25 protein-coding genes and 1 pseudogene are annotated in these 25,094 nt (G+C 35.7%); 18 read left to right on the top strand and 8 right to left on the bottom strand.

Features of this window, described 5'->3' with window-relative positions:
• From MHI57_RS00110 to MHI57_RS00120, 3 genes are read right to left on the bottom strand one after another with little or no spacing between them, the layout of a single operon-like run.
• The gene (locus MHI57_RS00110) at positions 1-888 is read right to left on the bottom strand and encodes a glycine betaine ABC transporter substrate-binding protein (RefSeq protein WP_307314735.1); all 888 of its coding nucleotides are present in this window, start codon (positions 886-888) and stop codon (positions 1-3) included.
• Between the two features lie 12 nt (positions 889-900).
• Complete coding sequence (locus MHI57_RS00115; protein ID WP_340974286.1) at positions 901-1,740, bottom strand: ABC transporter permease; 840 nt, start codon at positions 1,738-1,740, stop codon at positions 901-903.
• Between the two features lie 2 nt (positions 1,741-1,742).
• Positions 1,743-2,996 (bottom strand): quaternary amine ABC transporter ATP-binding protein, encoded by a 1,254-nt coding sequence (locus MHI57_RS00120; RefSeq protein WP_095369744.1) that lies wholly within the window; start codon positions 2,994-2,996, stop codon positions 1,743-1,745.
• 504 nt (positions 2,997-3,500) lie between these two features.
• Here MHI57_RS00120 and MHI57_RS00125 point away from each other — a divergent pair.
• From MHI57_RS00125 to MHI57_RS00150, 6 genes and pseudogenes are all read left to right on the top strand, one after another.
• Complete coding sequence (locus tag MHI57_RS00125) at positions 3,501-4,037, top strand: GbsR/MarR family transcriptional regulator (RefSeq protein ID WP_095369743.1); 537 nt, start codon at positions 3,501-3,503, stop codon at positions 4,035-4,037.
• Positions 4,038-4,437: 400 nt separating this feature from the next.
• Positions 4,438-4,641 (top strand): hypothetical protein, encoded by a 204-nt coding sequence (locus MHI57_RS00130; protein ID WP_340974291.1) that lies wholly within the window; start codon positions 4,438-4,440, stop codon positions 4,639-4,641.
• A gap of 103 nt (positions 4,642-4,744) precedes the next feature.
• Entirely contained in the window at positions 4,745-4,945 is a 201-nt protein-coding gene (locus MHI57_RS00135) for a hypothetical protein (protein ID WP_340974292.1), read from the top strand.
• 105 nt (positions 4,946-5,050) lie between these two features.
• Positions 5,051-5,428 carry a hypothetical protein gene (locus MHI57_RS00140; protein WP_340974293.1) on the top strand — a complete coding sequence of 126 codons (378 nt, stop codon included), beginning with the start codon at positions 5,051-5,053 and terminating at the stop codon, positions 5,426-5,428.
• Positions 5,429-5,895: 467 nt separating this feature from the next.
• Complete coding sequence (locus MHI57_RS00145) at positions 5,896-6,000, top strand: YjcZ family sporulation protein (protein ID WP_095369741.1); 105 nt, start codon at positions 5,896-5,898, stop codon at positions 5,998-6,000.
• A 113-nt stretch (positions 6,001-6,113) separates the two neighbouring features.
• Positions 6,114-6,194 (top strand): annotated as a pseudogene (locus MHI57_RS00150) (YjcZ family sporulation protein); the annotation flags it as partial.
• Positions 6,195-6,262: 68 nt separating this feature from the next.
• Here the strand turns inward: MHI57_RS00150 and MHI57_RS00155 are convergent.
• Complete coding sequence (locus MHI57_RS00155; protein WP_340974295.1) at positions 6,263-10,585, bottom strand: S8 family serine peptidase; 4,323 nt, start codon at positions 10,583-10,585, stop codon at positions 6,263-6,265.
• A gap of 702 nt (positions 10,586-11,287) precedes the next feature.
• Here MHI57_RS00155 and MHI57_RS00160 point away from each other — a divergent pair.
• From MHI57_RS00160 to MHI57_RS00190, 7 genes are all read left to right on the top strand, one after another.
• Positions 11,288-11,812 carry an RNA polymerase sigma factor gene (locus tag MHI57_RS00160; RefSeq protein ID WP_307314729.1) on the top strand — a complete coding sequence of 175 codons (525 nt, stop codon included), beginning with the start codon at positions 11,288-11,290 and terminating at the stop codon, positions 11,810-11,812.
• A gap of 493 nt (positions 11,813-12,305) precedes the next feature.
• Positions 12,306-12,947, top strand: coding sequence for a cell wall hydrolase (locus tag MHI57_RS00165; RefSeq protein ID WP_180316982.1), 642 nt, complete (start codon positions 12,306-12,308; stop codon positions 12,945-12,947).
• A 202-nt stretch (positions 12,948-13,149) separates the two neighbouring features.
• Complete coding sequence (locus MHI57_RS00170) at positions 13,150-13,344, top strand: twin-arginine translocase TatA/TatE family subunit (protein ID WP_095369736.1); 195 nt, start codon at positions 13,150-13,152, stop codon at positions 13,342-13,344.
• A gap of 232 nt (positions 13,345-13,576) precedes the next feature.
• Positions 13,577-15,157, top strand: a complete 1,581-nt coding sequence (locus tag MHI57_RS00175; protein ID WP_233435266.1) for a peptide chain release factor 3 — start codon at positions 13,577-13,579, stop codon at positions 15,155-15,157.
• Positions 15,158-15,696: 539 nt separating this feature from the next.
• A complete protein-coding gene (gene nhaC, locus MHI57_RS00180) occupies positions 15,697-17,076 on the top strand; it encodes a Na+/H+ antiporter NhaC (RefSeq protein WP_340974301.1) in 1,380 nt (459 codons plus the stop codon).
• 412 nt (positions 17,077-17,488) lie between these two features.
• Complete coding sequence (gene sigI / locus MHI57_RS00185) at positions 17,489-18,244, top strand: RNA polymerase sigma-I factor (protein ID WP_340974304.1); 756 nt, start codon at positions 17,489-17,491, stop codon at positions 18,242-18,244.
• Positions 18,241-19,407: an anti-sigma factor domain-containing protein gene (locus MHI57_RS00190; protein WP_095369733.1), complete on the top strand. Its 1,167-nt coding sequence runs from the start codon at positions 18,241-18,243 to the stop codon at positions 19,405-19,407. The genes sigI and MHI57_RS00190 overlap by 4 nt, the downstream gene beginning before the upstream one ends.
• 57 nt (positions 19,408-19,464) lie before the next feature.
• Here the strand turns inward: MHI57_RS00190 and MHI57_RS00195 are convergent, their stop codons facing one another.
• Positions 19,465-19,662 carry an alpha/beta-type small acid-soluble spore protein gene (locus MHI57_RS00195; protein WP_095369732.1) on the bottom strand — a complete coding sequence of 66 codons (198 nt, stop codon included), beginning with the start codon at positions 19,660-19,662 and terminating at the stop codon, positions 19,465-19,467.
• Positions 19,663-19,859: 197 nt separating this feature from the next.
• On the opposite strand from MHI57_RS00195, the gene MHI57_RS00200 reads away from it, so the two are divergent.
• Positions 19,860-21,224 (top strand): TrkH family potassium uptake protein, encoded by a 1,365-nt coding sequence (locus MHI57_RS00200; protein WP_307314723.1) that lies wholly within the window; start codon positions 19,860-19,862, stop codon positions 21,222-21,224.
• A gap of 43 nt (positions 21,225-21,267) precedes the next feature.
• On the opposite strand, the gene MHI57_RS00205 is transcribed toward MHI57_RS00200, so the two are convergent.
• Positions 21,268-21,606: a DUF3905 domain-containing protein gene (locus tag MHI57_RS00205; protein WP_095369731.1), complete on the bottom strand. Its 339-nt coding sequence runs from the start codon at positions 21,604-21,606 to the stop codon at positions 21,268-21,270.
• A gap of 143 nt (positions 21,607-21,749) precedes the next feature.
• On the opposite strand from MHI57_RS00205, the gene MHI57_RS00210 reads away from it, so the two are divergent.
• Together MHI57_RS00210 and MHI57_RS00215 are read left to right on the top strand one after the other, a co-directional pair.
• Positions 21,750-21,908, top strand: a complete 159-nt coding sequence (locus MHI57_RS00210) for a hypothetical protein (protein ID WP_180316980.1) — start codon at positions 21,750-21,752, stop codon at positions 21,906-21,908.
• On the top strand, positions 21,909-22,046 hold the full coding sequence (locus tag MHI57_RS00215; RefSeq protein ID WP_322909191.1) for a hypothetical protein: 138 nt from the start codon (positions 21,909-21,911) through the stop codon (positions 22,044-22,046). It begins immediately after the preceding gene.
• A gap of 50 nt (positions 22,047-22,096) precedes the next feature.
• Here the strand turns inward: MHI57_RS00215 and MHI57_RS00220 are convergent, their stop codons facing one another.
• Positions 22,097-23,827: a B12-binding domain-containing radical SAM protein gene (locus MHI57_RS00220; RefSeq protein WP_340974310.1), complete on the bottom strand. Its 1,731-nt coding sequence runs from the start codon at positions 23,825-23,827 to the stop codon at positions 22,097-22,099.
• A 228-nt stretch (positions 23,828-24,055) separates the two neighbouring features.
• Here MHI57_RS00220 and MHI57_RS00225 point away from each other — a divergent pair, with 228 nt between their 5' ends.
• Positions 24,056-24,250 carry a hypothetical protein gene (locus MHI57_RS00225; RefSeq protein ID WP_224937811.1) on the top strand — a complete coding sequence of 65 codons (195 nt, stop codon included), beginning with the start codon at positions 24,056-24,058 and terminating at the stop codon, positions 24,248-24,250.
• Positions 24,251-24,324: 74 nt separating this feature from the next.
• On the opposite strand, the gene MHI57_RS00230 is transcribed toward MHI57_RS00225, so the two are convergent.
• Complete coding sequence (locus MHI57_RS00230) at positions 24,325-24,489, bottom strand: hypothetical protein (protein WP_180316979.1); 165 nt, start codon at positions 24,487-24,489, stop codon at positions 24,325-24,327.
• A gap of 457 nt (positions 24,490-24,946) precedes the next feature.
• Here MHI57_RS00230 and MHI57_RS25010 point away from each other — a divergent pair, with 457 nt between their 5' ends.
• Positions 24,947-25,093: a YopX family protein gene (locus MHI57_RS25010; RefSeq protein ID WP_445293118.1), complete on the top strand. Its 147-nt coding sequence runs from the start codon at positions 24,947-24,949 to the stop codon at positions 25,091-25,093.
• Position 25,094: the final 1 nt, after the last annotated feature.

Raw genomic sequence — 25,094 nt, forward strand, 5'->3', positions numbered from 1 at the left:
TTATTCAGCTGTTTTTAAATCTTCAATAGAATCAATATCCATATATTCAGGTACAACTATTCCTAATTTCGTTCCTTCTAAGTTAGAACCTAGATCTTCAAATTTACCTTCAAATTTCTCATAATAATCAGCATGAGTTAAAGGTAACCATCCAGCAACATGGGCATCAAGACTACCTTCAGCAACACCAGTCCACATTGGACCCGCCTCAACTTGACTAATATTCACATCGTAACCTAAATCAGTCAAAACTTTACTGATAACATTCGTACTTGCGATTTCAGTATCCCAAGCAACATAGCCTAAGCTAAGTTTTTCACCATCAACTGAATCAACACCATCAGTCCATTCAGATACGAGGTCTTGGTTATTCTCAACCCATTCAGCCGCTGCTTCTGCAGGATCTTGTCCTTCCGAAATCTTCACCATCACATCATTCATGTGTTCTTCAGTCCAATTGAAAGCATCTAATACTTGATAAGCGCTTGGTTTGTCTTCAGCTAGACCATTTCTAACGATTGTATTGATATTTTCCTCTTCTCCAAAAGTACCTTTAGGGTCTTCTAAATATTTTAGATCAAATTGTGAGAACATCCAATGTGGACTCCAGCCTGTAATAATAATAGGTTCTTCAGCATTATAAGCCTTTTTCAATGAAGCTGTCATTGCCGCACTAGAGCCTTCAACTAAAGTCCAATCACTTAATTCATATTCTTCAAGTGTTGTATTTGCCGCCTTCATAATGCCTGCACCAGGATCGATACCGATAATTTCGTGATCAACCTGATCTCCTACAGTTGCATTTTCGTCGGTTTCATTTGATCCACATGCTGCTAAGCCTAATGCGACAGCTGGAACCATTAAGTAAGATAGCCATTTTTTCTTCATGTTAAAGTCCTCCTAGTTTTTTTTCTTTCCTATATTTTGAGTAAGCCTGTCAAGGATAATAGCCATAACGACAATCGCAAGACCTGCTTCAAAACCTGTACCAATTTGAATCTGTGTTACTGCACGATAAACATCCGCACCTAAACCTGGCGCACCAACCATTGATGCGATAACAACCATTGATAAAGAAAGCATAATACTTTGGTTTATACCTGCCATAATCGTAGGTGTTGCTAACGGTAGTTGTACCTTTAGTAATCGTTGTTTTACAGTTGATCCAAAAGCTTCAGTTGCTTCAATAATATCGGTAGGGACTTGTTGAATCCCAAGAATGGTTAAACGGATAGTTGGTGGTACGGCAAAAATAACAGAGGCAACTACACCTGGTACAACCCCAATACTAAAGAAGAATATAGCTGGAATTAAATAAACGAATGCCGGCATAGTCTGCATAAAGTCAAGAATGGGTGTAACAATTTGTTGCACAGTTCTTTTTTGTGAAGCCCAAACACCTATTGGTAGTCCAATAATGACGGTAATAATAACCGATGTTAAGACAAGGGATAGGGTTTGTAACATACCTTCCCAATAGCCGAGATTTTGTATTAATAACAGTCCAATCAATGTGAAAAGAGCAATGCCCTTGCTAGTCAATTTCCACGCGAGGATTGCTAAAATAATGATTAAAATCAATGCTGGGATAGCCATTAACACTGTATTCATACCATTTACAATCGCTTCAAGTGCAATTGTAATACCGTCAAATACAATCGCAAAAGTAACAGTCAGCCAATCTACAAAGGCATCTATCCAGCTAGCGACGGGAATTTTAGGAATAAAGCTTTCTTCCATGATTAGTACACCTCCTTAATAGATTGATCTTGAGTTGTACTCGTATCATGTTCAAAATCATTAATGGCATCGTTATTGCCTGCGAGTGCAGCAATTACCGCACCACGAACGAGAATACCGTTCAAGCGGCCATTTTCGTTTACCACAGCTACAGGAATGGAGGCAGTAGAAACAATATCAAAGAGATCTGTAAGTACGGTATCTTCCGTTACTGTTTGATAACTTGTATCTAATATCTCTTCGATGGTTTTTCCTGAATCAACTGCTTCTTTTGCTGCTGTTGCATGGACAATACCGCGAATGTTTTTCTTTTTATCAACAGCATAAATACTTGAAATACCTAGTTTCTTCATTAGTTGTAGGGCTACTCTTGGCCCTTTATCTACCTGTACGGTTTCCGCTCTCTTCATTACATGTTGAGCTGTAAGTACTTTCGATAAATCCACATCTTCAACGAATCTTTCAACATATTGATTAGATGGGTTCATCAGAATCTCTTCAGGTGTACCAATTTGTACAATGGCACCATCTTTCATCAACGCAATTCTATCCCCGATTCTTAGCGCTTCATCTAAGTCATGTGTAATGAAGACAATCGTTTTTGCCATCGAGCTTTGTAAATCAAGGAGTTCATCTTGCATATCTTTTCGAATTAACGGGTCAAGAGCGCTAAAAGCTTCATCCATTAATAAAATATCCGTATCATTTGCTAAAGCTCTTGCTAACCCAACACGCTGTTGCATACCACCACTTAGTTGATCAGGATATTGATTCTCATAACCTTCAAGTCCAACAAGTTTTAATGCATCAAGTGCTTTTTGTTTACGGTTATCCTTGGCCATTCCTTGAATTTCTAAGCCATATTCTGTATTTTCTAGAATGGTACGATGGGGGAGTAGGGCAAACTTTTGAAAAACCATGCTTATTTTCTTTCTTCGAGTTTCTCTTAGTTCGTCCTTGGACATTTTTGTAATGTTCTTTCCATCAATAAAAATGTCTCCAGTTGTTGGTTCGATGAGTCGGTTGAGGGTTCTTACTAATGTAGATTTACCACTACCAGAAAGTCCCATTATGACGAAGATTTCACTATCATAAACATCAAAATTGGCTTGGTTAACACCAATGGTTGCACCGGTCTGTTTAAGAATTTCATTTTTACTTTGACCCTCATTTAACAGTTGAGTGGCCTTTTTAGTGTTTTTGCCAAATATTTTTGATACTTGACTCACGCTAATTTTTTTTGCTCTCTCATCCATTGTTTCACCTCGTTTAACTTGTATATGTTTGTTTTTACAGGATTTGGATCATATTCGAATGAAAAAATGGTTTTTTCTTATTAGGTACTTTTTGTATTTACCTACTTTGTGAAATATATGGAATCAAACCGTTATATTATTAATTATTTTGTAACAAAAACTACAAAATGAGACAATTTCCATCATTCTTAATTATGAATCCTCGTTCTATTTTCCTGTGAATTACGACCTCCTTAATTGTAGGAGTTTAAAGAAATAAGAGCAAAGTTCATATATGAGCATATTCTATAATATAGTTTGTACAGTAAAAACTGTACGAACTGTATACAGTGAATTCTTATAAATGCTCTTGAATGCTCGATATTCCAATTGATGTGCTTTCTTTACATAGGAGGAAAAAATGATAAGCTAAAATTATAAATTTCTCGACATGACAAGTTTTAGTTAACTATAATGAACAATAATAAATATCAATGAAATAAAAATGGGTGTGATGATGAAACAATGTATGAAGAAAGGTTAGACAAAGCCAGAGAAAGAGTAATTGAAACCATTTCTCAAAATATGAATCTTTACGGGATAACACCATCTGTAGGTAGGTTATATGGTTTATTATATTTTCAAGCAAAACCAATGACGTTAGATGAAATGAAAGAAGAATTAGGTATGAGTAAAACCAGTATGAGTACCTCTGTAAGAAATTTATTAGAATTAAAAATGGTGGAAAAAGTATGGAGAAAAGGGTCAAGAAAAGATCAGTATCAAGCTGAAGAAGATTGGCATCAAACTTTTGTTGATCTTTTTACAACGAAGTGGAGACCGAGTATTTCCATGAATATTTCCGCAATCGAGAAATCATTAAAGGAAATCAATTTATTAATAGAAGAGGAAAATGCCCCAGAAGAGGTTTTAGCAGCAGCTCGTGAAGATGTAACAAAATTACATGAGGCCCTAAATTATTATGATTGGCTAGGGCGATTAGTGAATAGTTTTGAAACAGGTGAAATTTATCAACTTGTGCCAAAGGAAAGAAATTCTTAAATAACGTTTTCTATAATTACTACCCCATCAATATATGTTGTTGTTACGTAACAACAACAATATAACTAAAAAAGAAACAAAGCTCCTTTTTCTTCAAATGAATTTTTGAAAAAGGAGTTTGTCTACACTCTGAAAGCCACAGCTCTTGTTTCTGTGGCTTTTTATGTTGGTTCACATAAAATGTGGTCTCAGTCACTGAGATAGAGGGGGTGGGCAAAAAAGGAGCGTCTCAATATGGAGAATCACGGTTCTCAGGAGAAAAGGAAGATAGCTTCATAGGTGCATACATAACTTATATATTGTTAGCTTAATATTAAACATGCGCTGCATTAAGAGAGGATGGAAATATTAGGAAAAGCCGCGCAGAATGGACATGCGCTATTCAGAAGGAAATCGATGAATGAGTGCTTCGCAAAAGGGATTAGCAGGTCACTCAGAAGGAAAACGAGGAGTGAGTGCTTCGCAAAAGGGGTTAGCAGGTCACTCAGAAGGAAAACTAGGAGTGAGTGCTTCGCAAAAAGAATTAGCAAGTCATTCAGAAGGAAACCGAAGAGTGAGTGCTTCGCAAAGTGAATTAGCAAGTCATTCAGAAGGAACTCCATGAATGAGTGGCTTCGCAAAAAGAATTAGCAGGTCACTCAAAAGAAAATTGATAAATGAGTGCTTCGTAAAAGGGATTAGCAGTTCACTCAGAAGAAAATTGATAAATGAGTGCCTCGCAAAAGGGATTAGCAAGTCCCTCAGAAGGAAACCGAAGAGTGAGTGCTTTGCAAAAGGGATTAGCAAGTCCCTCAGAAGGAAACCGAAGAGTGAGTGCTTCGCAAAAGGGGTTAGCAAGTCCCTCAGAAGGAAACCGAAGAGTGAGTGCTTTGCAAAAGGGATTAGTAGTTCACTCAGAAGAAAATTGATAAATGAGCGCTTCGCAAAAGGGGTTAGCAAGTCCCTCAGAAGGAAACCGAAGAGTGAGTGCTTCGCAAAAGGGATTTGCAGGTCACTCAGAAGAAAATCGGTGAATGAGTGCTTCGCAAAAGGGGTTAGCAAGTCCCTCAGAAGGAAACCGAAGAGTGAGTGCTTTGCAAAAGGGATTAGCAAGTCCCTCAGAAGGAAACCGAAGAGTGAGTGCCTCGCAAAAGGGGTTAGCAAGTCATTCAGAAGGAAACCGAAGAGTGAGTGCTTCGCAAAAGGGATTAGCAGGTCCCTCAGAAGGAAACCGAAGAGTGAGTGCTCTGCAAAAGGGATTAGCAAGTCCCTCAAAAGGAAACCGAAGAGTGAGTGCTTTGCAAAAGGGATTAGCAAGTCCCTCAGAAGGAAACCGAAGAGTGAGTGCTTCGCAAAAAGAATTAGCAGGTCCCTCAGAAGGAAACCGAAGAGTGAGTGCTTTGCAAAAGTGATTAGCAGGTCACTCAGAAGGAAATCGATGAATGAGTGCTTGGTAAAAGGGAATAGCAAGTCCCTCAGAAGGAAACCGAAGAGTGAGTGCTTCGCAAAAGTGATTAGCAAGTCCCTCAGAAGGAAATCGAAGAGTGAGTGCCTCGCAAAAGTGATTAGCAAGTCATTCAGAAGGAACTCGAGAAGTGAGTGCTTCGCAAAAAGAATTAGCAGTTCACTCAAAAGAAAATTGATAAATGAGTGCTTCGCAAAATAGGTTTGCCCGGCATTCAGAACGTAAACCAGAAGAGAAAGTCGAGCAATTTATATATTAACCGGTAAGAGTTGGATGAAGGGGTTCGAGAGACAGAAAATACACTCCTCTTGGATAAGCCTATAGTTATTTGCCCTAAAAATGTGCATTTGACTATCGCACATATTAGGTTAGTTGAATAGGATATATAGAATCAAGATAAAGGAGGTTATTCAAATGTCAGAAGGATTTGGATACGGTGGAGGCTTTGCACTCCTAGTTGTTTTATTTATTTTGTTAGTGATTATTGGAGCTTCTTGGGGATACGGTGGCTGCTGCTAATCACCTAATGGTTTTGGGATAAAGGGTAAATATAAAAAATAGGAGGAGATCTTTTTATGTATGGTTACGGTGGAGGCTGCGGTTATGGCGGTTACGGATACGGTGGCGGATGTGGCGGTTTCGGTGGCGGTTTTGCACTGATCGTTGTATTATTCATCCTTTTAATCATCGTTGGAGCTGCTTGTTTTAGATAATTGCTAAATAAAAAGAGGGGATGCCAATAAAGGCATCTCCCTTTTTTTATTTAATTTGGGCAAAATAATTAATCTATTGGTGCATTAATATAAAGTTTTCCTTCAGCGATTTCAGTCGCTTTATTCCCAAAGCTATCTTTAACAGTGACTTCAATCTCTGCACCAGGAGCTACAACATTAGAAGTTGCAGTATAATAACCAACATAATGACCTGGAGATGTTTCCATAATTGGTAGGTCATTAACGTTTGTGGTTTGCGCACGTAAGTTTGTTAAAGGCATTTTTAATGCAAATGTTGCTTTTAAGCCTGGCTCGCTGTCAAATTCAATTTTCACTGTTTGACCAGCGGCTAATTCTCTATCTTCTCCTGGTTGAAGGTTTTCAATATCAAGGCTTGAGTATTTGGCTTCAATTGTTACAGTTTCAGTCGAAGTGTTACCCGCTTCGTCAGTGGCAACCACTGTAATTTCGTTCGTACCTTCATCTAATAAAATACGTTTAGAGAATGTACCATCAGAAACATTCGCATTTTGGCCATTTACTGTAACAGTATCTAAGTGGTCATCAGAGACTGTACCTTCCACAGTGACTGTTTCTTTATTAGTTTTCGAACCATCTTCAGGACTAGTAATAGCAAGTGCTGGAGCTTCTTGATCTAATATAATTGTCACTGGCTCTGAAGGATCCGTTTCACCAACCTCGCTTACACCAGTCGCAGTTAAGACATTTTCACCTTCATTTAATTCCACATCTAAGCTGAATTCACCCTCTGCACTAGCAGTTGTTGTTCCAGCTTCTTCATCACCATTGTACACTTTAACATCCACATTTGGTTGTGTTGAACCTTCCACAGTTACTGTTTCTTCATTAGTATAACTTCCATCAGCTGGGGAAGTAATAGTTGGTGATGTTAATTCATAGTTTACTACCGCACGAATCATATAGTTTCCTTCAGCAGCAGGTGAAGCTGACCAAGCGCCACCAACTAATTGGAAGCTTCGTCCAGCGTTATCTCCATTCTCATCTGTTCCTAATCCAGGAGCATTAGGGTTAGGGTCTGTTTGAATATAAACCATGAAGAAATCACCATCTACTGTTACACCTTCAGTGGCAAGATCGACATGTGTCCATTCACCATTTCTTAATGCTGTTGCATCAATAGGTCCAGCTAGTTTTTCACCAGGGGTACCATTGTCTGTTGCATCATAAATCGCAACTTGGAAATCTGTTCCACCAGGTGTTGGAAAAGATGTATCCCAGAATCGGAATAAACCGCCAGTAACCATTGCAGATTCTTGACCCTCTTCAAGACTCATACGAACACCCCAGCCATTGCCAGCATCATAGAATGCACGTGCGTTTTCAGCTGTACCATCATCATAGCCAATTTCACCTTCAAAACCGATGAATGGTTTTAGTTCGATATTTACTTCCACGTTTTCTTCATCAAGTGTGACCGTCACATCTTTACTTGAATAAGAGTTAGCCATAACACGTAGAGTGTACTCGCCTTCATAAGCCGTAATTGAATAGTTACCATTTTCATCTGTTGTAACTGGTGTTACTTTTGCATCCTCAACAAGCAGGATAGTTGCTCCAGTAATTGGTTCACCAGTTCTTTCATTTGTTACGGAACCGTTAATCGTTCCTTGCGGTAGTTCATCTAAGACGAAGTTTGCAACTGCTTCTCCATCTGCTTCAACATTTACGGTTTGCGTTTCTGAAGCAAATCCATATGTTTCTGCTAAAAGAGTAAATTCTCCAGCCGCGTGTACTAATTGGTAAGAACCATCAGCAGGGTTCGTATTTACAGATCTACCTGATTCAAGGACACTCACCTTTGCACCAAGTGGTAAAGACATAGGAGTTGCTTTTTTGTCAGATCCTTTTTCAACTGTAGCATTTTCAGTATTAGGTTGGATCTTATCAGCGTTTACTGGTTTCGCGTCTTTTTTTGCTTCAGTTTTCGCATCTTTCTTTTCTAATGTAACTTTTCCAGTTTTCGCAGTTTCAAGTGGTGTGTCTGTTAATGCAACATCATCAATATACCAACCAGGTCTGGTGACAGAACCATCAGTTGTTAAGTTAAAGCCGATATAAATTCTTTGACCTGCATATTCACTTAAATCAACCTGGCCATCAACCCAATCATTTGAAAGATTAGTATATCTAGCAAGTTGAGTCCAATTTTCTTGGTCTGTTGAGACGAAAACATGGCCATAATCATAATTATTTTCAATGTTATACCATTGTTTAAATTGTAAAAAGCTATTTCCTTCTGGTAAATCGATCGGAGGCATAACAAGTGTCATGTTTGCATTACTTGCATATTGACTGTCTAAGCCAGTTGCAAATACTTTTTCTCCAGAGAAAGCACTTTCAGGACCTGTAGTCGGTACACCCCACTCCCAGTTATTAGCGGCGCCAGAAGAAGTCCAGCCAGCTGGAGTTGATTCAAAGTCTGTTGAATAGCCAACTGTAATACCAGGCAATACAGATACCTCATACATGTCACTTTCAACTGTGTTTCCACCGAAGTCAGTCACAATGAATTTATAGGAGACAGAAGGTTCAGCAATGTCATCTCCTGGAATAACTGTACTATACGTGCCAGATTTGTAATCCCCACTGTCACGTGCAGCTGTAACTGTTTTTGTGCTTCCATCAGCAGCTGTATATTCAACGGTTACATTTGTTACACTTACATTGTCAGCAGCTGAAACTTCTAGTGGTAAATCCATACCAGCATAAGTTTCTTCAATTGCTTCATGTTCTACTGTTGGCGCTTCTTCATCTTCGCCATCTTTAGCGACAGTACCCTTAATTGTCCCCAATCCATCTAAGATAGAGTTAACAGCATCGTAAGCGTTTACTAATCCATTACCGAAGCCATTGTTAGGTACTTCTGTATATGTTTCATTTGTTAAAGGTATCGCAGTAGAAGAAATAATTTCTTCCATATCTTCAACAGTTAAACTTGCATTCACTTGTCGAAGAAGAGCTGCAACAGCTGCAACATGCGGACCTGCCATGGAAGTTCCGTTCCAGCCACCTTCATATCCACTGCCAGGTACCGATGAGCGGATATTTACACCAGGAGCTGAAATATCTGGTTTAATAATTCCTCCATAAGGGGAAGGTCCTAATAATGAAAAGCTTCCTAGGTTATCATTGATGTCCGTTGCTCCAGTTGTGTACGCTTCTGGTAAGTTACCAGGATTCGCAACTGAACCAGGACCACCTGGATTAAATAAAGTTGTATTTCCTGCAGAGAATTCAGGGAAGATTTCAGCAGCACGCCATGCTTGAACTACTTCTCTATACCAATCATCGATTCCAGGACCGCCGCCCCATGAATTGTTAACCACATCTGGCGCCATTGCTGGGTTTGGATTACCTTCAGCATCTGTAGGAGCTAAAATCCACTCACCAGCTGCAATTAATTGAGCATCAGAACCGCTACCGCCAGCATCTAATGCTTTAGCAGCAATCCATTCTGCGCCGGGTGCAACACCAATTTGGTTGCCACCGTCTGGCTCAGAACCAACCATAGTACCCGTTACATGTGTACCGTGACCGTGGTCATCATAAGATTCTTCATTGCCACTCACAGCGTCGAAGAAATTGTACTCATGATCTGGTGATTCTGGATTAGCAGGATCATACCCACGATATTTCTCTTTTAATGCTGGGTGATTCCATTGAACACCTGTGTCAATGGAAGCGACAACTGTACCTGAACCGTCTATGCCCATTTCCCACACAGCAGGTGCTCCGATATGATCAATATTCCATTCAATATTATTGATCTTACCAGCTTCTTCCGCTTTTGCTTGCTCTTCTACCGTTGGTGTATGTAGCTTTCTTGTTTCATTTGGTAGAATTTTTTCCACTTCAGGGAAAGTGGCGAGTTGTTCCATTACATCTTTAGTCGCTGTAACAGCAACCGCATTTACGATAAAGAAAGATTGAACTTCTTTGGCGTTTCCTTTCTTTTCTTGTTTTTCAAGGTAAGAAAGCACAGTATCTTGTGATTCAATTGCCACTGTTCTCATATCTGAAACAATAGCTGAGCGTTTCATATATTTTGCTTGAGCAGCAGACTGTTTTTGAGCAGCTGCAGCTTTTTCTGCTTTTTGTGCTGATTTTTGAGGATCAGCTTTTTCTTTGAATTTCACTAAAAATGTTACTTGTTCTTCTTTTTTAAATTCTTTCGTTAATGTTTTGCTTATTTTGTTTTCTGCTACTTCACTAGCTGACTTTGCTACAGAGGTATTTACACCTTTATTACTAGCAGAGCTGATGCTAGGAAACATCATTGGCACGATTAAGAAAGCAATCATAGCCATACTTACTAGACGAAACCAACCATTTTTTCTTTTACGCTTCAAGTAATTCCCCTCCTAAAAATGTTTTCATTATATTTGAATAATCCTTGGTATTCACCTCCTCATATATGAAGGAGTGTTTACTTTTCAAAATAAAAGTAGCTCTCCTTATGATTAACACTCTAGCTAACGAAGGGCTTCAAAGTTGTCGGAAAATGTCGAATTTTTTTGTTCGTTTTTTAAAATGAGTTAATCGTAATAGCGAACAAATCAATAATTAGTACATTTGAAACCAATGCTATGAGAATTTTTGCCGATTCTTTGCTTGTTTTCAAAAAAAAGGACAGATAATTGATCAAATTTTTAGAAAATTAAGTATTTAGTAGTTGTGTTGGAAAATCTTACAATTTTTTATAAGTCTTTTGTTTGCGTTCATAAGTATAGGGTCGATAGTAAGAGGGGAGAGATTTGATGTTCGTTCTGTGGGTAAAAAGAAATATTTTTTTGCATATACAATAGTAGAAATAATTGTTACAGGGTATGTTTCACTTAAAAGGAACTAAATAGATAAAGTATAGGAAAATTAGTACGGAGGTTATGGAAAGTTTTTTGTATTAGGTAAATAGTTTCGATTAAAACTGAAAGTAATCTTGTCTTATTTTCTAGAAAAAACTTGTCGCTTTTTTTAGAAAAGGAAAAGAAGGAAAATTCAAGTTTCTTTGGAATTGTAATATGTAGGAAAGATAAAGAAAGGATGAAAAGGGGTTGGGATCAGACGGCCAATCATTTATTGAAATCTATCGTATTTATCATCATCAAATCTTTAGGTTTATTTATTCAATGATTGAGCAACAAGAAACAGCGGAAGATCTAACGCAAGATACATTTATTAAAGCTTTTATGTCAAAAAATCAGGTTGAGCACCCAGACAAAATCCATAGTTGGTTATTCAGTATTGCTAAAAATACGACGATTGATTTTATTAGAAAACAACAGAAGTTACAACATGAGTTATATTTAAATAAAGCTTGGATAAAAAATCATTCTATTCCAGAAAATCAATTTATTCAGGATGAGGGAGTTCATGCGTTATATCAGGCAATAAACCACTTGAAAACGAATTACCGAAATGTATTAGTGTTAAGAAAAATAAAAGAATGTACCATTAAAGAAACTGCAGAAATTTTAGGTTGGAGAGAGGATAAGGTGAGAATTACCACAACGAGAGCTATTAAATCATTAAAGAAAATTTGGAAAAACACATATGGGGATCAATACCATCTATTATGATAGATGGCTTATTTTTTGTCATCAGGATCGTAAAAGCGTATATCTTATACCTATAGAGAAGACAAGATATACGCTTTTAAATCACCTCGCTTTTTACTCCAATAATCGTTTGATTCTCTCCATTTCCTCCTTTTTATTTTCTTAAAGGAAATAAAAAACGCCCAAAGGATTCACCATGGGCGCATATCAAAAATATATGAATTGTTTTAAATATGTTCCCTACTCTGCTATGAGACAGATCAGGTTCAAAGGGGTCATCATCTAAAACGGATGAAATCTCAACCAGCAATTACTATCCTCCCATATTTTGGTTTATTTGCGTTTTTATTCCACCATTATTGTAGTAGAAGTTTATTATAATGCTAGTCTAAATTAAGCTGGGAGAAATATCCTAATTACCCATGGAAAACATTGCGTTTGAAGTAGTCTTTCTATCCATGTTAGTCTTAATTTTGTTATTTTGATTTAAATGTATATATGAATGGAGGAAAAAATGTTGAAACTGATTGCAGTTATCTTTGCAGCAAGTACATTGTTTTTAGTCCATTTCATCCAATCTGCTGATTTACGCGTTTATGCTGAGACATTAGATGTTTATGATATATATGAGGTTAAAGAGGACGAAACAATTACTTCCATTGCTGATCAATTAGAAGTGTCTGAGGAAGAATTAACAATAATGAATCATTTAGAAGATCGAACTGTTCAGAAAGGTGATAAGCTTATCGTTCCTAAAGTAGAGGAAAAGGTAAAGGAAGAAAAGAAGCCTGACATTTCGTTAACATCTGAGGAGCAGGATCTTTTAGCAAGACTTATCCATGCAGAAGCGAAAGGCGAACCGTTTGAAGGAAAGGTAGCTGTTGCAGAAGTTGTGATTAATCGAGTCCAGGACGAACGTTTTCCTGATACCATTCGCGATGTTATTTATGAAAATAAGCAATTTCAACCTGTTGACAATGGTTCGATTAATAAGCCTGCAGATAAAGAAGCAAAAAAAGCAGTAAAACAAGCAATGAAAAATCATGCATTGCCAGATGAAACGGTCTTTTTCCACAATCCAACAATCGTACCGCAATCTTGGTTGAATACGAGAGAAGTTGTTACAGAAATCGGTAATCACCGTTTTTCTATGTAAAGCAAACCCTTCTATCTTATTGAACGAAGATGAACTAATGATAAGGAGCCAAGGGTGACATCAGTCACATTAGGCTCTTTTTATCGTGTTAAAAAGGATTGTTAAAAAGGAATTTACTTGCCTTTATTTGGTGTTCAATTATAATGGGAATTGAAATATAAATAATCACCTTACGTTATGTCTTACATAAAGGAGTGATACTATGTTATCAAATATTGGTATACCGGGTCTCATTCTTATACTTGTACTGGCCCTCATTATTTTTGGGCCGAAGAAGTTACCTGAAATTGGACGAGCAGTGGGAGAGACGTTGAAAGAGTTTAAAAACTCTGCTAAAGGTTTAGCTAATGATGATGAGGACTCTAATGAAAAGAAGAAAAACAATTTAGAGAAGTAATTTCAACTAAAAGTTGGCATATCTTATGTCAGCTTTTTTGTTTGTAATGAAACAATATTGGATGACAATAGGATTATATATTGTGAATAAAACGTGCAAACTCATTGGTTATCTTTTTAAAGAAAATGCCATATATTGAATACGCATTGCAAAGTTTCTAATACAAGGATAAAATTGAGGGTACGCAGTAGCGACAGATAAGAATTTATACATGTTAGTGAGGAATTTTATTATGAGTACATTTAAAGACGAAGTATTATCACGTCGAACATTTGCAATTATTTCCCACCCGGATGCTGGGAAAACAACCTTAACAGAAAAGCTTCTTTTATTCGGAGGGGCCATTCGTGATGCAGGGACTGTTAAAGGGAAAAAGACAGGGAAGTATGCAACAAGTGACTGGATGGAAATAGAAAAACAACGTGGTATTTCGGTTACGTCTAGTGTTATGCAGTTTGAGTATAATCAAGCTAAAATCAATATCTTAGATACACCAGGACACCAAGATTTCAGTGAAGATACTTATCGTACATTAACAGCAGTGGATAGTGCAGTAATGATCATTGATTCAGCAAAGGGGATCGAGGATCAGACTTTAAAACTCTTTAAAGTTTGCCGTATGAGAGGTATTCCTATTTTTACATTTATCAATAAATTGGATCGACAAGGTAAGATGCCGTTAGAACTTTTAGCAGAATTAGAAGAAGTAATGGGGATTGAATCATATCCGATGAATTGGCCAATAGGAATGGGGAAAGAGTTTCTAGGCATTTATGATCGTTTTAATAATCGCATTGAACAATTTAGGGTAGATGAAGAGGATCGTTTCCTTGAATTGAATGATGAAGGAGAAATTAACGAAGAACATTCTCTAAAACAATCGGGACTTTATGAACAAACGTTAGAAGAAATTATGTTGTTAAATGAAGCGGGTAATGAATTTTCGCGTGACCGCATTGCTTCAGGGGATTTAACACCTGTCTTCTTTGGCAGTGCTTTGACTAATTTTGGTGTGCAAACGTTTTTGGAATCTTATTTACAGTTTGCTCCTTCTCCTCAACCAAGAGAATCGACTGTTGGAGAAATCAATCCTTTAACAGAAGACTTCTCAGGGTTTATCTTTAAAATTCAAGCGAATATGAATCCTGCACATAGGGATAGAATCGCTTTTCTTAGAATTTGTTCAGGTAAATTTGAACGAGGGATGAGTGTAAATATTCCACGTCTGGGTAAACAAGTGAAATTAGCACAATCGACACAATTTATGGCAGATGATCGTAGTACTGTTAACGAAGCTGTAAGTGGCGATATCATTGGGATTTATGATCCAGGAACATATCAGATTGGTGACACATTAACAAGTGATAAAAATGGTTTCCAGTTTGAAAAATTACCTCAGTTCACCCCTGAATTATTTGTTCGAGTGACAGCAAAGAATGTAATGAAGCAAAAACATTTTCATAAAGGGATTCAACAGCTAGTGCAAGAGGGAGCTATTCAGCTCTTTAAAACTGTGAAAACAGATGAGTATTTACTCGGAGCAGTTGGACAATTACAATTTGAAGTATTTGAACATCGTATGAAAAACGAATATAACACGGAAGTATTAATGGAGAGGTTAGGCTCTAAAATTGCAAGATGGGTTGAAGGTGAGGACAATTACGATAACCTTTCTAGCTCACGTAGTTTACTTGTGAAGGACCGATATGAACATCAAGTGTTTCTATTTGAAAATGACTTTGCTCTTAGATGGTTCCAAGATAAAAATCCAGATGTACCATTATATAATCCGATGGATCAGCAGCAACAATAAGTATAATTACAGGCACGCACAATTTTTGTGCGTGCTTTTAATATGCATCTTTAATTTTAGCAATCAACGTACAAGGTTGACATGTTTGGCACGAACATCATCTTGCTTTTTAAAGAAGAAGGTTGATCCACAGACGAGTTTTAGCAACCGTAGTTGTCCGTAAAGTAGAGGCTAAGGTCAAATTATTTATATGAAAATAATGATTGACAGTAAATGAAATACAGATTATAGTATAAATACGTTACAAAAATACTTTAGTGCATAAAAGCGTTTAAGTAAAATAGTATTATTAGTTTTTATATAATTTAACCGGTAGTGCCAGTAGAGGATTTATGAACAGCTAAAGAGACTGAATGGTTGGTGAAAGTTCAGGTCATAAATTTTTCGAATTACACCTACCTATAAAGGTTAAAATAGATGAAGTGGACAAGTGTGGTGTCTTGTCAATTAGGGTGGTACCGCGGAGATCATTCGTCCCTAAATAAGGGATTTATGAGCTCTTTTTTTACGCTTTTAGAAATATTGGAGGTTAATTTATTATGCAACAAGAACCAAGCATCAAAGTAAAAACATGGGAAGCTATACTTATCACAATCATTCTCCTTAGTGGTATAAGTTATTGTATGATTGCCCTTGAGGCACCACCACATATTCCCATTGTATTATCGATGATCATTTTAATTATTTATGGATTATGTAAAGGCGTTAAGTATAGAGAAATAGAACAAGGCATTATGGATGGGACAAAGTCAGGGCTTGGCGCTACATTTTTATTCTTTTTTATTGGTATGTTAATAAGTAGTTGGATGGCAAGCGGGACAATTCCAACGTTCATTTATTATTCTTTAGATATTGTAGGACCGAATTATTTTTATGCCATTAGTTTTGTTGTTACCGCTATTATTGGTATGAGTATTGGCAGTTCATTAACAACAGCAGCGACTATTGGTGTTGCATTTATGGGATTGAGTGGTGCATTAGATTTAAACCCGGCTATTACTGCAGGTGCAATTATCTCAGGAGCATTTTTTGGAGATAAAATGTCTCCACTGTCTGATACAACTAATTTAGCATCCATGACAGTTGGGGTTGATTTATTTGATCATATTAAAACAATGAGTATGACAACAATCCCTGTATTTATCTTATCCTTTATTATTTTTTTCCTAATTTCACCGAAGGGAATAGAAGAAGCCAGCTTAGTAAAAATTAATGAGATGCAGGAAGGTTTATTAGCGCTAGGGTTGGTGCAATGGTATGCAATCATACCTTTTCTTGTATTAGTTGTACTAGCGATAAAGAAAATACCTGCTTTAATTACATTAGCAGCTTCAATCGTTACGGCAATTATTGTTTCATTCTTTGTGCAAAATGAAATGAATTTAGCTAAGCTTATCACTATTTTATTTAGTGGTTATACATCAAATAGTGGGATTGAGGATATCGACTCATTATTAACTAGAGGTGGAATGGAAAGTATGTTTTTCTCTATTTCACTGGTCCTATTGGCTTTAGCAATGGGAGGGTTATTTATTAAATTAGGGATATTAGCAGCACTTATTCGTGGGATTACTGACTACTTATCTAAACGTGGCCCATTAATTTCAGCAACTGCTTCAACGGCAGTTGGTATCAATTTTATTGTAGGTGAGCAGTATTTATCTATCCTATTAACAGGTAACGCTTATAAAGACTCTTTTAGTAAAGCGAACTTGCATCCTCGATATTTATCCAGGGTTTTAGAGGACGCTGGTACAGTGGTTAATCCTCTTGTACCGTGGAGTGTTTGTGGAATCTTTCTAACGACAGTGCTAGATGTTAATACATTAACCTACTTGCCATTTGCCTTATTTTGCTTAATAAGTCCATTAATGACTATTTTATATGGTTGGACAGGTTGGACAATGAAGAAGCAGTAGTCATTCAATTTGTATAATATAAGCCATTTTCTCTTCTAGTTTTCTAATAGATGAAGAGAAAATTGGCTTTTTTATTTTTTTATAAAAGGGATGTAAAATTATTGAAATAAGTTCATAAAATATTCTCGCTTTCCCATTATTTTAGTGAAAGTTGTCTTAGATTTTGATGACGTTTTGATATATTTTAATTTTTGATAACATTTTTTTAGTTATATTTCACAAGTATGAAAGTTGCACAACTTTTGTCATTATATTGTAGTGAATGTGGTATAAAAATATTCTTTACCCCTATAATTTTCTAATTTTACCCGTATATTTGTAAAGATAGGTTAATAAAGTTTGTGGCAAGTCTTCATGCTCAATTCATCTAAATTTCCTGTGTTATAATTTGGGTGAATAAAGAGGTGAATGCATGATTAAATCACTGTTTAGAGGCTTGAAGACACAACATAAAACCATTGAAGAAGAAGTTTTTGCAATTCAAAATGGTGATCGACAATTAAGAGATGTGTTTATAGATAAATTTAAACCTTTTGTAGCAAAGTCGGTATCTTTAGTTTGCAGGAGATTTATATATGATTCCGATGATGAATTTAGCGTGGGTTTAATCGCTTTTAATGATGCTATTAATAATTATAATCGAGCAAAAGGGACAAGTTTCGTTTCTTTTGCTGAGGTTGTTATTAAACGAAGAGTGATTGATTATATTAGACAGCAATCGAAACATCAGAACCTTAGTTTAGATGCAAGCCATCACTATGAGGATGGTTCGAATGAGCAAGCCAGTGCATTAATAGAATCAGAAATATCGATAAGGGGCTACTTAGAAATACAAGATCAACAGGCAAGAAAGGAAGAAATAATTAAGTTCACGAATGATTTATCTCATTTTGGTATTAGTTTCAAAGAGATTGTAAAATGCTCGCCAAAACATGCCGATGCAAGAAGGACAGCTATTGAAATTGCCCAATTAATTGCCAATGATGTGATGTTGAAAGACCTGTTATATTCCACCAAAAAATTACCCATCAAGCATATGGAATCAAGAATAAAAGTAAGTAGAAAAACAATAGAAAGAAATCGTAAATACATTATTGCAATGACATTAGTTCTATGTAATGACTTTGTCTATTTAAAGGATTATTTGAAAGGGGTGTTAGAAACGTGAAAAGAGGAGTGATTGTCGCTATTGATGAACGTTTCTTAACACTTTTAACAAATGAAGGAGAATTTTATTTTAGTTATAAATACGAAGCAATATATGAAATAGGTCAAGAGATTGAGTTTGAGCCTGTGATGAAAAACCATAAGGTAGAATCTGTTAAAAAACCGAAATATGTAAAAATGATTATGATTGCTGCTGTATTTATTCTTTCCTTTTTAGGCTTATCCTTATGGCCTAATCATTCTGAACAGACAATCTACGCTTATATGACCATTGATATTAATCCAAGTATTGAACTAGCCGTAAATGAACAATTCGAAGTGATTCAATTGAAGGGTTACAATGCAGATGGAAAAAAAATCATTCAAGAGATATCGGATTGGAAAAATAAACAGTTTGATACCATATTTTCAGATATCCTTTTAATTTGTAAGAGTCAGGGTTATATGCAAAAAGGAAAAGAATTAACGTTCGCCACAGTTGTCATGTCAGATCAATATTTTAAAGAAGAAAGATTAAGGAAACATACTGACTTTGTTACAAGGGAATTAAATGAAGAAGATGTAAGTTTGCATTTAATTGAAGGCTCTAAAACAGAACGAGAGTTAGCTCAAGAAAAAGGACTTACTCTAGGGGCATACATGGAGTTGAACGAGAAGACTGAATATGACAATACCGCAAAATCGGATGTAAATGAATCTGAGGAAGAAAAAAAGACTGCAAGTGATAAAGAAGAAAGTAAGGAAGATAACAAAGAAAGTGAAATAAAAAAAGAAAAGGAAACATCCATAGAAGTGAAGGAAGAGAAGGGGACAGTGCCCACTTCTGATGATAATGAAGCTATCGATCCAAATATAGAGACAAATGAATCAATACCAAATAATGAGGTTGAAGAGAAGAAGTTTCGTTATAAGAAGCATATTGATGATGAACACAATGACTCTTCGGCTGTCACTAATAAGGAGATTGAAAATAAAAAATTTAAAGGAAAACATAAAAATAAAAATGATGATGATGACGATGATGAGAAAGAACAAAATGATACCGATAATTCCGATGTTCATGACGACGATGAATGGCATAATAGGCATAATCAAGACAAGCACAATAATGAAAAAAGGGATAAACATAATGAAAGGAAAAAATATAATAAAGAATCACCATAATTGCAAGATTTATGGGTATAATAAAAAGTCCGAGTTGAACCTCGGACTTTTGCCATGTTATTTTTGTTTTCCAGAAAGTTCTGCTTGAGCTTGTTGGACTAATCTTTTTGTAATTTCTCCTCCAACTGAACCGTTAGATCTGGAAACAGTATCCGAACCTAACTGTACGCCAAACTCTTGAGCAATTTCATATTTAACTTGATCTAAATATTGTTCAATTCCCGGTACTAAAAGTTTATTACTATTCTTTGGCATGATTACACATCTCCTAAAGATAATTTACAGTAATTGATATCACTGTATTTGTATTATGATGTATTGCGTTTATTTCATGAGTGGTAAATTAGCTGTTTGTATCCTTGTTTTGGCAAAGAAAGAATAATTAGCTTTCAAAACAGGGGTAGATTATATTATTATAGAGTGTAATTGAGTTTAGTTGAGGTGAAAAACGTTTGTTAAAAGATTTAAAAGACTGGATAAATAGGCGTTCGCCAGCACAAATAATCACTGCATATTATTTCTTGTCGATTTCAATTTCTGTAGGACTCCTCTATTTACCAGGTGTGAATCAAAAAGGTGTAGAAGTTAGCTTTATAGATACTGTATTTACTGCTGTAACTGCTGTTAGCGTAACGGGGTTAACCGTTGTTGATTTATCACAAACCTATAGTGTTTTTGGTTATTTTGTGATTATGATTATTATGCAATTTGGTGGAATTGGTATTATGGCATTAGGTACATTCTTTTGGATGTTGTTAGGTAAGAAAATTGGATTGAAGAGTAGAAAACTAATTATGGTTGATCACAATCAGTATGCGCTTTCTGGGCTTGTTCAACTAGTGAAAGAAATAATTAAATTAATGATTCTTATCGAAGTAATAGGAATGTTTATACTTGGCTTTCATTTTTTAAAGTATTATCCTACGTGGGACGAAGCTTTTCTCCACGGATTATTTGCCTCTGTAAGTGCAACAACAAATGGAGGGTTAGATATAACAGGTTCATCAATGATTCCATATGCCCATGATTATTTCGTGCAGTTTATTACAATCATTTTAATCTCTTTAGGGGCAATTGGTTTTCCTGTTTTAATCGAAGTCAAAGCTTTTCTATTAAAACGTAAATGGGAAAACTCTCTCCCGTATCGTTTTTCTTTATTTACTAAAGTAACAACCGTTACATACGCTTTTTTACTCGTTTTTGGAACAATTATTATTTTAGTTATGGAGTTTCAGCATTTTTTTAAAGGGCTATCATGGCATGAAAGTTTCTTTTATGCACTATTTCAGTCAGCGACGACGAGAAGTGGTGGGTTAGCAACAATGGATGTTAGTGAATTTACTTTACCAACCCTCTTGATTATGAGTATTATGATGTTTATTGGTGCTTCACCGAGCTCTGTTGGTGGAGGTATACGGACAACTACCTTTGCCTTAAATATTTTATTTATCTGGAATTTTGCCAAAGGAAATAAACATGTGAAAATCTTCCGCAGAGAAATTCATCAAGATGATATATTGAAATCTTTGGTTATTACAATTTTAGCCACGCTTTTATGCTTTGTAGCAGTGGTGTTGATTAGCATTACCAATACACATTTATCACTTATTTCCATAATATTTGAAGTTTGCTCTGCTTTTGGAACGACTGGTCTTTCCATGGGGATAACAGCTGATTTAAGTAATACTGGAAAAATTGTCATTATGATACTAATGTTTGTCGGTAGAATAGGCTTAACCTCATTTTTATATATCATAGGTGGTAAAGAAGAAAAGCCACATTATCATTATCCAAAGGAAAGAATTATTATTGGATAATTAGGTTGATATGAAAACCAAGCTTAATAAAGAGCTTGGTTTTCTAATCTGCTTTATAACCTGCATCTTTTGTTGGGTGAGAGAAGGGAGCATCCGGTAATTCTTTTTCTTCTATAAGTGCGCGATTCTCAGGGGTATTAAAACCAATATCATTTGTTGGATGAACCCATTTGTCTCCAGCCATCACAGCTGGGTCTACGTCATCACTCCAATTCTCAAGTGGAGACTGCTCTGATACATAATTACTATCCCCAATTGTTACCCCAAATTCGTTTACAAAAGGTGGTTGAAGCTTCTTATGACTTTTTCGAAAGTCAGGTGAAGAAATTTGATGTGGTAAACTTTCTATTTCGCTTCGCTCTTGCTTGTTTTTTCTTTTCACTTATTATCACTCCTCTTTTTATCTTTCTCTTCTGTTTAATCGTTTATGAGATTGAACATGAAGAAATAAAAGGTAAGCATAATGACCCTAAATTAGGCGGAAAATATGTTTGTTCTTACGAAATATGAAGGAGGAGTCAGAAAATGAAGAGAAAAGCTAGCCATCGTGCTGTTGAAAAATATAGTAAGACACCAAAAGCCAATCAAGAAGATGTTGAATTTTCAGCTGAATTTACTAGTGGTGAAAATGTAAATAAAGGTGCCAACCGCAATTCAAAACAAGGAAGAAAAGGGAGAAGTTAAATGTACCAGTTGAAAAATGAGCGGAAACAGAAACAGCCTCCTCAAGTGAATGTTGAGTTCGGGATGGAGTTTGGCGATTTGAACGCTTCAAAGATTTATGAAGTTACAAGTAAAAAAGGCAAGGTTAATAAGAAATGAAAGTACAAGCCAGAAAAGTTCAAACTACTTTTCTGGCTTGTTTTTTCATTCTATGATGCAAACACAGCTGCCTGTTCTTTGGCATAATATACAACCATCACAGATTCATCCATTTCAATGAAACCGGTCTGAATATATTTCTCAAGATTAAATGGAAGCTTCTCTACAATGGAATGCTTATATAGTTCTTTTTCGTTTAAATGTAATTGAGCAAAGTCTTTGCTGACGGAACTTGGATCTTTCAGAAAATGTTGATAAAGCAAAGATCGTTCTTTTTTATCAATTGAGGATGGCCACCAAGGTTTTCTAGGTTTATATTTTTGATTAGATAGGTAATCATATTTCATTAAGCCTTCTATGACCTCTAAATTTTTCACTTTTGTATCCTCTAAGAAAGAAAATAATCGATGGAATAAATCTTCTAATTGGTGGCCAATTCTTGACCAGCCTTTCCCTTCCCAATAACTTCCGAACTCTTGGAAAAAATCAAAAGGGGTAGGGAAAATGTTTGTAACTAAGTATTCAATCGTATGATCCATCCGATGGTCATTCCAATATTTTTCTAATACATCTTCTACTTGTTTGATTCGGATAATATCTTGGAATGATAATACATTGTTTCCAAGGATTTCATAAGGTGATTGATCCATATAAATATATTGGTGATTGGCAGCACTTTGTCTTAACCCTGTACCCCTCAACATTTTTAAAAATCCTAGTTGTAATTCTTCTGGACGCAGAGCAAAAACATCATTGAAGGTCTTCTTGAATGATGCATAATCCTCCTCAGGCAAACCAGCAATTAAATCAAGATGCTGATCAATCTTGCCACCTTCTTTTACCATTGTCACTGTTCGAGTCAACTTCTGAAAGTTTTGTTTTCGCTTCACTAATTCATTCGTATAATCATTAGTTGATTGTACGCCAATTTCAAACCGGAATAAACCAGCAGGTGCGTGATCGTTTAGAAATTGAATGACTTCTGGCCTCATAATATCAGCTGTAATTTCGAATTGAAAAACCACGCCAGGCATATGTTCATCAATAAGAAATTGAAACATTTCTAACGCGTAACTCCGACTAATATTAAATGTTCGATCCACAAATTTAATCGTTTTCACACCGTTTCGCATTAAATAACGAATATCTTCTTTCACCTTTTCACGATCAAAATATCGAACACCAACTTCAATGGAAGAAAGACAGAATTGACAACTAAAAGGGCAGCCCCTACTCGTTTCAATATATGTAACCCTTTTGCCAAGTTCCCTCTTATCCTCTTCAAATCGAAAAGGAGAGGGGAGTTCACGAAGGTTAAGTTTGTTGTTTTGTGGATTAACATGCAATTTGCCATCTTCAAGATAAGCAATGCCGTTCACTTTGCGCCAATCCTTTTCACCATCTATTTGATGAAGTAGCTGTTTAAAAGTTTCTTCACCTTCACCTACAGCGATAAAATCAATCTCTGAAACATTCTCTAACCATTCAGGGACATCATAGGTCACTTCTGGTCCACCAAGTATAATTATTACTTCCGCATTTATTTTTTTGATCATACGAATGACTTTAATTGTTTCTTCAATATTCCATATATAACAACTGAAACCTATGACATCTGGTTGCTTATTAATTAAGTCAGTAACAATATTCATAACTGGGTCTTTAATTGTATATTCAGCTAGTTCAACGTTGAAATCAGGCTCAGCAAATGCTTTTAAATACCGTATGGCAAGGTTAGTATGAATATATTTAGCGTTTAATGTTGACGCAATGACTTTCATTTTCTTCTCCTTTTATATGCATTAAGAAAAGCGGTCGAGGCATAAATACCTAACAGCTTCTTATCTTTGACTAACGTTTTCATTTGACAGTTTTCTAGGCAATACATTTTATTTTATCATAATTTTTATTAAAATCCTAAAGTCAAAAATTAATAAGTTTTAACATTGACTTCATATTGTCTTTAAATTGGTAAGTTATGATTAACCTATCAAAGGAGGAGTGATAAGATGTTAATCGCAGCGATTATACAGTGGCACCGCTTTTGGTTTGTTGGTATAAATTACTTTTTAGAAGGTGATATTCCTGAGTGGTTGTTTCACCGACTATTTTCGAAGTCCATGCATCATCAAGAAAAGCTCATCTTTTTCTTGAAGAAACAGAAGGTCACCTCACGCACAAGGAGAGCATCATTACATGGGTAGTATTGTTATAAATAATATAAAAAAATGGCTATAGACATATACTCATCAAAAGTATAATATCTATAGCCATTTTTTTATTCTTTACGATTGTTTTTTTCTTCTTCAATAATCCCATCATTTCCTTTATCAATTCCAGTAGCCTGATTGATCATCATGGAGAAAAGGTTTAAACCTTGATCCATTGGATCCATTTCATATTGTTTTTGGCCAATTTTTCGAGATTTTTCAATATCACTCATTAAAGGCACCTCCATGTTAATTAGGTTGCACTAGTTAATTTGGCACCATTCATAAATGAAAGAATTAATTATTTTTGGTTAAGGTAATGTTGTAAGCACATGGCACAAGTGATGGAATCTTTACTAATAAACTTTATCCGCCTTAAATCTGAACGATTAACTATTGTAAAGTGGTGATAAGTAAAACCACATTCCGTCTTTTTTTGATTTTTAACAATATGAACTACATTATCTTGTTTACTTACAATTGTTGGAAACATCATAAACGTTTTACTCCTTTTATACCTGGTACTAATATGTGATAATGTAATGATAATCTATTTTGTGTTTTTTGTGAAATGATAAAATAAGGTAATTGAAAGGAAATTTGATACATAATTAGAAATTTATGAAGTGGATAGTGCCGATTAAAATAGTAGTGTTTATTAAGAAGATTTTTAGTCGCAAATTTATTTAGATGACCAAATTAATCGCAGTGTTTTTATTAAATTTAAATAAACAGTCTGTTTATATAGGAATAAAAGACAATAACGGCAAGGAGATTTATGAAGTGGATGTCATTATAGTTACTGACCAAGAACATTTTTATGGTATTAAATTTTGAT

This window comes from Cytobacillus sp. FSL K6-0129, from assembly GCF_038007625.1.
GTDB lineage: Bacteria > Bacillota > Bacilli > Bacillales > Cytobacillaceae > Cytobacillus > Cytobacillus kochii.